This window comes from Rhizobium sp. SJZ105 (assembly GCF_007828365.1).
In the GTDB taxonomy this organism is placed as follows: Bacteria; Pseudomonadota; Alphaproteobacteria; order Rhizobiales; family Rhizobiaceae; genus Agrobacterium; species Agrobacterium tumefaciens.
Map to the genome: position 1 here is coordinate 590,484 of NZ_VIUP01000002.1, position 9,873 is coordinate 600,356.

A 9,873-nucleotide genomic window follows, 5' to 3' on the forward strand; every position below is an offset into this window, starting at 1 on the left:
GCCCCGATCTTGCGCATGTTCCTAAATTCCGTCCCCTCTAACGGGTAATCCATCTTTTAAAAAGTGCTAAAGCGCCTTTTTCCCATCGGTCATCAACGGCTAAGCCGAAAACCAGCGCAGGCCACTCTCCGTCAGAACCGCCTGAAGCGGCACGTCATGCGGCTCCGCCGGCACGGATGGCACTTCCTGACAATCAAATGCGACGCCGATGAGAACGGGCGCTCGGCCTTTGCCGTGCAATCTCGCAATCGCGCGATCATAATGACCCGCGCCATAACCGATACGCTGACCCTGCCCGTCAAAGACGGAGAGCGGGACGAGCAGAATATCCGGATCGAGAACTTCTGCGTCCTCCGCCGGACCGGTCGTGCCGAAGCCCGTCTTCACCAGCGGTGCATCCGCATCAAAGGCGCGGAAAACGATGGTCTCCCGGTTCAGCACAACGGGAAGGGCGAGGCGCCCGCCTCTTGTCCGCAGTGCCTCCATCAGCGGCCGAATATCGGCCTCTGAACGGATGGGCATGAAACCGGAAATAACGGCACCTGGCGAGAACGGAATGGCAGATGCACCATATGCCGTCATCGCCTCGCTTTTTTGCTGACGCTCGGCTTGTGGCAACGCATCACGCGCGGCAAGCCTTTCGCCGCGCAGCCTTGCTTTTTCGGCGATGTCGCCAGACATCAGGCAGCCCGGCTCACGAGCACCTTGTCGATACGGTGTCCATCAAGGTCTATGACCTCAAAACGCCAGCCGTTGCGGGTGATGTGTTCGCCCAGTTCCGGCAGGCGACGGAACTCGTCAAGCACCAGACCGGCAACGGTCTCGAACTCGGCGTCTTCGTCGATCTGGAAGCCCATGCGGTAAGCGAACTCATCGGCGGGCATCCAGCCGGCAACGAGGAACGAACCGTCCTCGCGCTCGACGATCGCCGGCTCCTCGTCATTGTCTTCCTGGAAGGCACCTGTGATTGCTTCCAGGACGTCGCCAGAGCTGACGATACCTTCGAAATGGCCGTATTCGTCATAGACCAGCACCATATGCACGGTGGAACGGCGCAATGACTGGATGACATCGACAGCGCTCGTCAGATCCGAGACGACGGGAACTTCGCGCAGAAGCTCGCGCACATTCAGCTCCTTGCCGGATGCCAGCGCATCGAAAGCGTCCTTGGCGAAAAGCACGCCGAGAATTTCATCGGAAGCGCCGTTGCGCACGGGCAGGCGGGAACGCTGCGTTTCCCGAAGCTGAACACGGATTTCTTCCGCACTGTCTTCAATATCGACGACTTCCACGTCGCGGCGCGGCGTCATCAGGCCACGGGCATTACGGTCGGCAAGGCGCATGACGCTGGTGATCATCGCCGATTCCTCGGTTTCGATGACGCCGGCGCTATGAGCTTCCGCCAGAACCGTGCGGATTTCGTCATCCGTGACCGATGCATTGGACGTGCCGCTATGGCCGAGAAGCGCAAGGATGGCCTTGCCGGATTTGTCGAGAAACCAGACCAGCGGCGCGCCGACCTTGGAGAGCATCACCATGGTGGGTGCAACACGGGCAGCGATCTTTTCCGGATCGCGCAGCGCAATCTGCTTCGGCACCAGTTCGCCGACGATCAGCGACAAATACGTGATGGCGACGACCACGGAGCCCACGCCCAACGCATCGGCAACCCGATCAGGGACGCCCTGCACCGACAGCCATGCCGTGAACCGGGCGCCGAGGGTGGCGCCGGAAAACGCACCGGAGAGAACGCCGACCAGCGTGATGCCGATCTGCACCGTGGAAAGAAAGCGTCCGGGATTTTCGGAAAGACCGAGCGCCATCGTGGCGCCCTTGCTGCCGTGCGCGGCAAGCACCTTGAGCCTCGCCGGTCTGGAGGAGACAACGGCAAGCTCGGACATGGCAAGCACACCGTTCAATACGGTGAGCAGGACCACGATCATAATTTCAGTAAACAAGTTTAGCTCTTTGGGCTGTTGAACGGCACGTCGCGGTTTTGGCCGCAGCGCCCTCTTTCAAAAAAAAGGGCATGACAGACATACCAATTGAGATAATAGGGAATTGTTCCGCCATTGCAATGACAGCAGCATAAAAAAGCCGTCTCCGGCAGCAATGAAAAATAACTGTCGACACTATATGAGTCAGAAGAAGAATCGGGGAGTGACCCGAAACTTCAAGTGCGATCCACGGCGACCGATGGAGATTTACGATCCTGGGTGCCTACAAATGTAGGTGGGCGCCATGTGTCCAGCCCCACGGGACTGGCAATTGATTTCATTCAGCTTCTGATCATTTAATAGATTACCGTTTAGCAAACGGTGTCAAAATTTGCAATGGGATTTGCCGAGAGGAACGTTTGAATTGCGCTAATTTAGGAGAGAGATGTCGCCTAAACGCTTTCTCATTTATGCGAACTGAGAGTCGTGACAAACTATCCTATTATTCTATCCCGTTGCCCCCCAATTCGCGAAGCGCTTTGACTATGTTTGGACAGCCGCGTTCGCCGTGTTGGCAAATGTCGTGAACAAATAATGGTCTATACACAGCCGTTCACATGCTAAGTCTCGTTTGAGCCTGTGAGTTGCATTCTGTTCACGGTTTGTCTGTTGACGAATCGATAAATCTTTGAGACGTTGCGAAGCAGCAAGCAGCACACCTTTTCGTTTTTAATGACGAGGTGTGCCCGTGGATCAGCAAATATCAGTCAAATTCCTGTTCTTCGAAGCCAGTGCATCTGGTCTCGTTGCTGTTGTCCTTATCTTTATTCTCGCGATTTTGGCTATGGGGTTAGCGGCTTACAGAAAATGAGCGTCTGCGCTTCCTGTCTTCCACCGGCATGCAGCCCATCTCGTCGTGGATAGAATGGTGTTTTCGAGAACACCATTGACCCAAGAGCCGTGCTTCCTCACACTGCGAAGCAGCAAGCAGCGCCTTCATTTGTTTTTTAAATGAAAAGGTGCGCCCAATGCCCAAGATCACCATGAAATTCCTGGGACTGGAAGTCTCTGCCCAAGAGGTGTTGTCCGTGGTGCTTGCGTCAATCATCGCGCTCACTGCATTGGCAGTAATCTGGGCATTTCTCGAAAAGCGCGATCTTCCCCGTAAAAATAGTATTGCAAGCCAAACTCAACGCATGATTTAGTCTGATGTACATTGAAGTGTACGGACACAAATAATGTTCAAGGACAATACCGTCTTCGTAATTGGTGCTGGAGCGAGTGCGGAGTTCGGGCTGCCTGTCGGTTCAGCACTAACTCAAACCATAAAGTCGAATTGTAGCTTTCGCTTGGACGAATTCGGAAGCCGACTCGCCGCTGGATCGCGCGAGGTCTTCCAGCACTACGAAAAAATATTTGGGCGAAACGACTCTGCAAAAGTTGCGCAATTCAATCTGCGTCTAGAAAAATCGCGGCAGATAGCGAGGGGAATCGACAGTGCTGAGAGCATTGACGAATATATTTTTCGGTATGCAAGCGACCCGCTAGTGGCTGAGATAGGAAAGCTACAGATAGCTCACGCAATTTCACTCGCTGAAAATAAAAGCATCTTAAGTGATGATAATAACTTCCCCGATAATTTCAGCGTTGGCGACACAACATGGATTTGGACTTTCGCAAAAGCATTGATGAACGGGGTAAAAGTTGACGATGTTGCGTGCATCGAGGAAAATATCAGTATTATTTGCTTCAACTATGACAGGTGCATTGAACACTATCTTGAACACGCCTTGATGCGTGGGTTTCATGAATTGTCACTGGAAGACGCCCGGAAAATTGTAGGTCAAATTAATATTATCCATCCGTATGGTTGGCTAGGAAACCTTGGTGCTTTCCCGTTTGGAAAGGCGGATCGTTTCGCGAATATGGCAGAAAACCTCATCACTTGGTCGGAGACTATCAGCGACCCTGAAGTCATAGAAAAGCTCAGATCGGCGGTACGAAGTGCACACCAGTTAGTGTTTATGGGTTTTGGATTCGCAGCTCAAAATATGGACTTGCTGAATACACAACCGACAGGTCTCCCCAGTTCGCATACGCAAGTCTACTCGACTGGGTTAGGTATTCCCCAAGAGGTTGAGGTTGTGTTGAAAGAAAAAATCATTGCGCTCACATCTTCGTCATGGAGATCTAGTTCGGCTGAAATGATTCATTTTCAGTACGGCGCGGAATGCAAGAAATTCCTCGATATCCATCGCTTGAATTTGGTGAAGTGACGACGCCGAGCAGTTTACGCACAACGTAGCTGTCACTGTGAGATTTGAAAAATCAACGACCATCAGCGACGACTAGTTCGGATGTTCGCTCCCGTTGGCACCAGAAGGAGTGCCAGTTCGAAAACAATCGCCATGGGAAATTTCGCAGGCGGAAAAACGTTGCCGACAAAAATAACCAAGGCTGCATAAGCGACCATCGAAAAGCCAGCCAATGTCCAGCTGGAAAAACCAATATCAACGACGCGCCGTAGCCTGAACATAAAAAGGAATGCTACCGGGACCGCCAGTATCAGAAGAAACAGAGCCAAGGGAAGACCAGTAAGAACCGTATGGAATATGCGCCATGTCGCGAAGGAGACTATTAAAACGAGCGCGGTTCCCACCGCGTAGTGTTTGCGGTCAAGCGGCTCGCCTGTTCTGAATATCAGCCCAATATCCATCGATTCCCCAAAAAGTTTACAAATCACGCGGAAAATGAATTAGCTTAAACTTAAACGTGTTTCTTCGGCAGTATCAAGATTCCCCTTTCTTCAGACAAAAAAACGCGGTCATAGCGATGGCGGCATTGGCGGTAATCTGGGCATATCTCGAAAAGCGAGACCTTCCCCGCAAATAGCATTGCAAGCCAAACTCAACGCATGATTTAGTTCGTGTTGGGTGAAGTAGCAAATCGAGTGGGCTGGAAGAATGTCATATTGGATTAAGAATGACGATAAGCTTGGGCGGGCTGAAGAGTCGGAGTACATAATCAGGTTTCTTCAACAGCGAGTTGCGGAGAGAATTGAACGCGGCAAAACCGGCTCATATGTTCTCAACGTCGACGCAACATGGGGTGAAGGTAAAACCTTTTTTATGAAAGGGCTATTTGATGACCTTAAGGAAGCAGGTCATCCAGCCATCATGATTGACGCATGGCGGGACGACTTCTCAGACGATCCTTTGACTGCTGTCGTGGCTGAATTCGATCAATTCCTCACGAAATTCAAATCGACCGACAGCTCCCTTAAGACAAGGGTCAAAGCTGCCGGGAAAGAGTTCCGCCGAAACGTTGGGAAGTTGTCGCTACTAACAGCAAAGGGAATTGCGAAGCGAGCGACAACATATGTTGTGGGTGAAGCCGCAGGAGAAATTGCACAAACCGCAAAAAACCTCGTTTCCGGTAAAGTCGAATTTGAAAATATCGTTGATGACGCTACCGGCGAGGTGATTAAAATTGCCGAAGCTAATATCGATAAATTCGCGGAACGGAAGCTGGCACAATTCAACGAAGCAAAGCTCAGCCTTGATAGTTTCCAGACAAGCTTAGGCAAAGCAGTGGAGGCTCTCACTGCTAAAACCCATACTCCTCCTTTTTTCATATTAGTTGACGAACTGGACCGCTGCCGCCCAACCTACGCTATCGAAATGCTGGAGCGGATCAAGCACTTGTTCGAGGTGAAGAATGTCGTCTTCATTCTAGCCACTGACACAACTCAGTTGGCACATTCGATCAAGGCTGTTTATGGAAGCGCGTTCGATAGTCGGCACTATTTGGCAAGGTTTTTTGATCGCTCGTACATGCTTGCAGCGCCAGAACGCTTAGAGATGGTGAAATATCTCCTTAGCACGTCAACAATGGAGGAAGATAAAAAGCGGATTTCCATCGACATTGACGAAGCCATGTACATGTCCGAAGTTTGCAAGCGGTTCGATTTGGAAATTCGCCAAATCGAAAGAGCGATTGATCTACTATCGGTGATCTGTGCGACATGGGATGAACCTGTTCCGATAGAAACGGCACTAATGTTCCCTATGATCGTTGCGTTCCTCAAGGGAAATTCACTGAAAAGCAAAGAAGAAATTGACGAAGTATTCATTGTAAAACGCGGAAATAACTCAGTCGCCGACCTCACTGTCGACGGAAAAAGCATCAACCAATTCTACCAAATGATGAAGAGATATTCACAGAAATCGCTACGGGAGGCTTCCAAAGATAAAGCTGATCTCATCAACAATCACATGTGGAATAGAGAAAGCCAAGTTTCGCAGATTGCGTACGAAATTCTTGAGGAAGAACTTAACTGTTTGAATAAAAGACGCCGCCGACCAATTTTCAGTTCATATGCAAACCGTATCAAGTTGGCAGGTCGATTTATCCCATTTGATGTCTTTTCCTGAATACAACTTTTAGTGAATGATTCCCGCTTCACTATACATTTAGCTTTATGGGCAAACAGCATCGATGCCTTTTGAGGGTTCCGAGTATGAATGAGAGTTTGGTGCGTGAGAGTCTTGCAAGAGCGAAGCGCGCTCATTACAAATCGCTACTCTTCACTTTCTTTGTTGCATTGATCTTCATAGCGAGCTTCGTAGATTGGCTTTCTCTTTACGTCATCACCAATTTTGGCGCGCTGGAAGTCTTTGAAGCACCTGGTTGGCAATATCCGGTCAAAACAGGAATTATCCTTGCTCTATTCATTCTGCTGTTCTTCCGAATTGGAATGTATGGAACATTCAAGGCGTTCGTGAAAACGAAATCGATTAAAAACCCGGACTCATTCTTTGTTCTGATCCAGCGATATCATGAAAGCCTGAAGGAAGCGGTCCAGCAAAAACAGTCAGAAGCTGCGCTTCAAGCCGTTGAGGTCGAAGAAGACTTTGCTAAGCGCGTAAAAGATGAGCTACGATAGCCTCAGACACTCATTACGTGCTTGGGCAGGACCATGACTTCGAAGCCAGTTAAACATAATACGGACGACAACACTCAGTCGGATAAGCGTCCATTTTGTGGAATTATCATGCCCATTGCTGACATGGCGGGATATGAGAAAGGTCATTGGCTACGGGTAAGAGAAGTCCTTGACCAATCCATTGAAGCAGCAAATTACGTTCCACGGCTGGTGAGTGAGAGTGAAGATACGGGTATCATTCATGCCAACATCGTTCAGAACCTATACGATGATCCAATCGTCGTTTGTGATGTCAGCGGTAAGAACGCGAATGTCATGTTTGAGCTTGGGTTACGGCTCGCATTCGACAAGCCAACCATAATCGTCAAAGATGACAAGACGGACTATTCCTTCGACACGTCACCAATCAAACACATCCCCTACCGAGCAGATTTGCGGTTTGATAATGTACGCGAATTTCAAGAGGCTGTCGCAAAGGCGGTAGCTGCAACCGTTGAAAAGAAGAAGTCTGATCCAGACTACTCTCCGTTCCTAAAACATTTCCATCGTGTCAAAATAACTGAATTGCAAACAGAGGAAGTAGGGTCGCAACAGTTTATCATCGATCAAATTCAGGGTGTCCAGAAAGAGATTTCGAAACTCACGGCAAGCGTCGCTGCTCTATCAACCGGTGTGCCTGCAAAAAAGCATGATGCCAGCCTGAACTTGTTTGCTTTAGGACTTGGTGATTCAACGATGAGTAAAGCACGCCGGATGGCGACTGATGCGGCAATTGGCTTGGCTCATTATGACCCCGAGAATAAAGACATCCTAGGATAGAAGCTTATAATAAGTTTCGTTGACCACAAATCCTGCCAGCACCGCCTGTCACCCAACATTTCAGACCCAAAAGTATTACTTTTCACAAATATTGCACAATGCAGCGATATCGATCAATTATTTTGAGCATCACATGCCCCATCTTTGCAGCGCTGTTTCAGCCGCCGCCGGGTCTGCCTTGATGCGGAGAATGGTCTGTCGTGTAAGTCCAGTCACTTTGGAAATCGCTGATGCGCCTGCATCGTTCGCCAGCATGTCAATGACATCGCTGAAGCCTTTCCTGTCGAAGCTTGGCTTCTTCCCCCGATACAGTTCGCGATCACCCTTCTTCGCTTCAATACCGGCTCTCTGAGCGGCTTTCGTCGCTTCTGCCTGAGCTTGGGCGGTTGCTGCCATGAAACCAATAAGGGCGTCTCTGACTGCCTTTTCAATTGGCTCGTCAGTCGATCCGTCGAAAGTCATTTTATTGATGACGGTTCTGATGATCACACCCATTTTCATGAAGTGCCTGATGGTCTCAGTCACATCCTCGTAATTCCTGCCAAGCCGATCCACCCAACGAACAACAAGGACATCACCTTTACGCAGCTTGTCGAACAGTCGCCTTCCTTCAGGTCTCTCGGAAAGCTTTGTGCTGACACCTGAGACCCCATGATCGGCAATGACCTCATCGATTTCGAACCCGGCTTCCCGCGCTTGGGTTTCCTGATGTGAAAGGCGTTGTTCGAGGGTCGATACACGGGCGTAAAGAATGGTGGTCATAGCGGCTCCAAGCGTCCGAAAAGGTGATGACCGATTAAATGCATGTACGTTGATAAGAGTCAACCCTAACGGACACTGATTTGACCGGGATTCCGGATGTACGCAGAGCTATACCCTATCGGACGCTACAAGCCCTGTGATACAAGGTTTTTCCGATTTCCTTAAAATAAACGCGTTTTAATTTTCCGGTGGGGGTAAGAATGTACGTTCCGTTGAAAAAGACGTTTTTATAGCAGCCGGAAAGCCTTATTTTGCAGGGGTTTTGAAACGCTAGATTTAAGGAAATTGGAGAAGGTACTGGTTTTCGGAAAGGCTTTGAATAGCTGATTGAACAGGGTTGATTAGTTGACTTTAACAACTCTCGCTTCGCTCGAATTCGCTTCGCTCATGGTCCTATGATTTGATCAGTCGGCTACTTCGTTTATATACAGGTTGAAAAAAACATATCACGTTTTGTATAGTAGCTTTTTTTCTTATATACTAATCGTGACATCTTTTTTTAAGAATCTAAAACAACCAATATCTTCTTTCAACCTGTCAATGAACGGGATAGCCGACTGATAGGATACAATAACCTAATCAAATCCAGTTCGTATGAGCGAAGCGAATTCGAGCCGCAGGCGAGAGTATGTAAGTACCCATTAAAACCAACCTTTCTTATTGATTTTTCTATAAAAATCAGCTAATATAATCAAACTTAATCGAGATATTCCTTTTTCGGAAAATAATCAAAAATAATTCGATTAAGACCCTGTGTTCTGGCTTTTCCAGAAACAAAAATCCCTAAATAAGTCTGAAGCTACAGAAGGTCCGTCAAGTCCTAATCGTCTTCAATTCGAATAGGACCGCTGATCTTCTCTGCACTCAAAATCTCGTAAAAATATCGGGGTTTCCTTGAAGGTCTTGACGGACCGCCTTCGGGAAACCCCTTTTTATTGCCTATTTTACGAGACCATTTTTATGACCAAAATTCTTTTCAAATATCTCTCATCCAGAACCGGTTCCGGCAAGACATATTCCTTGCTGAAGGTCATCAAGCCCGGTTCCCGCAACGTGATCGCCACTCCCCGAAAAGCCGTGAGCCGTGAGATCGCGGCAATGTTCGAGAAAGCCGGTTTTTCCGTAAAGCTCATCACTGGCAAAGACGGAAAGGATGACGACGAAAATTCCTATTCGAACTGCACGAAAGCCTTCAAGGACGCCATCAAAGCTGACGACCACGAAATCGTAATCGTGGATCATTCCGTCGCTATGAAGAAGATTAGCGGCACTAAAAATTACGATCTTTATATCGATGAAGAGCCGAAGATTGAAAGTGAGCGTCCGGCGAAAGCGTTTTCGGGTGTCGAGAGATGGAAGCTATGAGCCGCGTTTCATTTCATCGGCCATGACGCGGTCGATCATTTCAGG

Annotated in this window: 9 protein-coding genes and 2 pseudogenes; 7 read left to right on the forward strand and 4 right to left on the reverse strand. The window is 49.0% G+C overall.

All coding sequences use genetic code 11. From position 1 onward, the window contains the following. Nucleotides 1-99 precede the first annotated feature (99 nt). Both FB593_RS11995 and FB593_RS12000 read right to left on the reverse strand, forming a co-directional pair. On the reverse strand, nt 100-681 hold the full coding sequence (locus tag FB593_RS11995; protein WP_003511404.1) for a 5-formyltetrahydrofolate cyclo-ligase: 582 nt from the start codon (nt 679-681) through the stop codon (nt 100-102). Next, nucleotides 681-1,943 (reverse strand): hemolysin family protein, encoded by a 1,263-nt coding sequence (locus FB593_RS12000; protein WP_003511405.1) that lies wholly within the window; start codon nt 1,941-1,943, stop codon nt 681-683. Before FB593_RS12000 ends, FB593_RS11995 begins: the two co-directional genes overlap by 1 nt. Before the next feature lie 1,022 nt (nt 1,944-2,965). Between FB593_RS12000 and FB593_RS27530 the strand changes: the two genes are divergently transcribed. Together FB593_RS27530 and FB593_RS12010 are read left to right on the forward strand one after the other, a co-directional pair. Next, nucleotides 2,966-3,142, forward strand: coding sequence for a hypothetical protein (locus FB593_RS27530; RefSeq protein ID WP_186447911.1), 177 nt, complete (start codon nt 2,966-2,968; stop codon nt 3,140-3,142). Between the two features lie 33 nt (nt 3,143-3,175). Then, the gene (locus tag FB593_RS12010; RefSeq protein ID WP_145166623.1) at nt 3,176-4,213 is read left to right on the forward strand and encodes a hypothetical protein; all 1,038 of its coding nucleotides are present in this window, start codon (nt 3,176-3,178) and stop codon (nt 4,211-4,213) included. A gap of 62 nt (nt 4,214-4,275) precedes the next feature. On the opposite strand, the gene FB593_RS12015 is transcribed toward FB593_RS12010, so the two are convergent. Then, nucleotides 4,276-4,653, reverse strand: a complete 378-nt coding sequence (locus FB593_RS12015) for a hypothetical protein (protein ID WP_145166624.1) — start codon at nt 4,651-4,653, stop codon at nt 4,276-4,278. Between the two features lie 247 nt (nt 4,654-4,900). On the opposite strand from FB593_RS12015, the gene FB593_RS12020 reads away from it, so the two are divergent. The 3 genes from FB593_RS12020 (at nt 4,901) to FB593_RS12030 (ending at nt 7,701) form a co-directional block, all read left to right on the forward strand. Beyond that, a complete protein-coding gene (locus FB593_RS12020) occupies nt 4,901-6,370 on the forward strand; it encodes a P-loop NTPase fold protein (protein WP_145166625.1) in 1,470 nt (489 codons plus the stop codon). A gap of 86 nt (nt 6,371-6,456) precedes the next feature. Then, nucleotides 6,457-6,882, forward strand: a complete 426-nt coding sequence (locus tag FB593_RS12025) for a hypothetical protein (RefSeq protein WP_145166626.1) — start codon at nt 6,457-6,459, stop codon at nt 6,880-6,882. 33 nt (nt 6,883-6,915) lie between these two features. Beyond that, nucleotides 6,916-7,701 (forward strand): hypothetical protein, encoded by a 786-nt coding sequence (locus FB593_RS12030; protein WP_145166627.1) that lies wholly within the window; start codon nt 6,916-6,918, stop codon nt 7,699-7,701. A 129-nt stretch (nt 7,702-7,830) separates the two neighbouring features. Here FB593_RS12030 and FB593_RS12035 read toward each other — a convergent pair whose 3' ends face one another. Further along, nucleotides 7,831-8,463 (reverse strand): recombinase family protein, encoded by a 633-nt coding sequence (locus FB593_RS12035; protein ID WP_145166628.1) that lies wholly within the window; start codon nt 8,461-8,463, stop codon nt 7,831-7,833. 960 nt (nt 8,464-9,423) lie between these two features. Between FB593_RS12035 and FB593_RS28065 the strand changes: the two are divergent. Both FB593_RS28065 and FB593_RS12040 read left to right on the forward strand, forming a co-directional pair. After that, nucleotides 9,424-9,702 (forward strand): annotated as a pseudogene (locus FB593_RS28065) (DEAD/DEAH box helicase family protein); the annotation flags it as partial. Between the two features lie 76 nt (nt 9,703-9,778). Continuing rightward, nucleotides 9,779-9,873 (forward strand): annotated as a pseudogene (locus tag FB593_RS12040) (IS5/IS1182 family transposase); the annotation flags it as partial.

Excerpts from the sequence above, each read along its gene's own strand:
- FB593_RS11995 (WP_003511404.1), bottom strand. The coding sequence starts at position 681 with ATGTCTGGCGACATCGCCGAAAAAGCAAGGCTGCGCGGCGAAAGGCTT.
- FB593_RS12000 (WP_003511405.1), bottom strand. The coding sequence starts at position 1,943 with ATGATCGTGGTCCTGCTCACCGTATTGAACGGTGTGCTTGCCATGTCC.
- FB593_RS27530 (WP_186447911.1), top strand. The coding sequence starts at position 2,966 with ATGCCCAAGATCACCATGAAATTCCTGGGACTGGAAGTCTCTGCCCAA.
- FB593_RS12010 (WP_145166623.1), top strand. The coding sequence starts at position 3,176 with ATGTTCAAGGACAATACCGTCTTCGTAATTGGTGCTGGAGCGAGTGCG.
- FB593_RS12015 (WP_145166624.1), bottom strand. The coding sequence starts at position 4,653 with ATGGATATTGGGCTGATATTCAGAACAGGCGAGCCGCTTGACCGCAAA.
- FB593_RS12020 (WP_145166625.1), top strand. The coding sequence starts at position 4,901 with ATGTCATATTGGATTAAGAATGACGATAAGCTTGGGCGGGCTGAAGAG.
- FB593_RS12025 (WP_145166626.1), top strand. The coding sequence starts at position 6,457 with ATGAATGAGAGTTTGGTGCGTGAGAGTCTTGCAAGAGCGAAGCGCGCT.
- FB593_RS12030 (WP_145166627.1), top strand. The coding sequence starts at position 6,916 with ATGACTTCGAAGCCAGTTAAACATAATACGGACGACAACACTCAGTCG.
- FB593_RS12035 (WP_145166628.1), bottom strand. The coding sequence starts at position 8,463 with ATGACCACCATTCTTTACGCCCGTGTATCGACCCTCGAACAACGCCTT.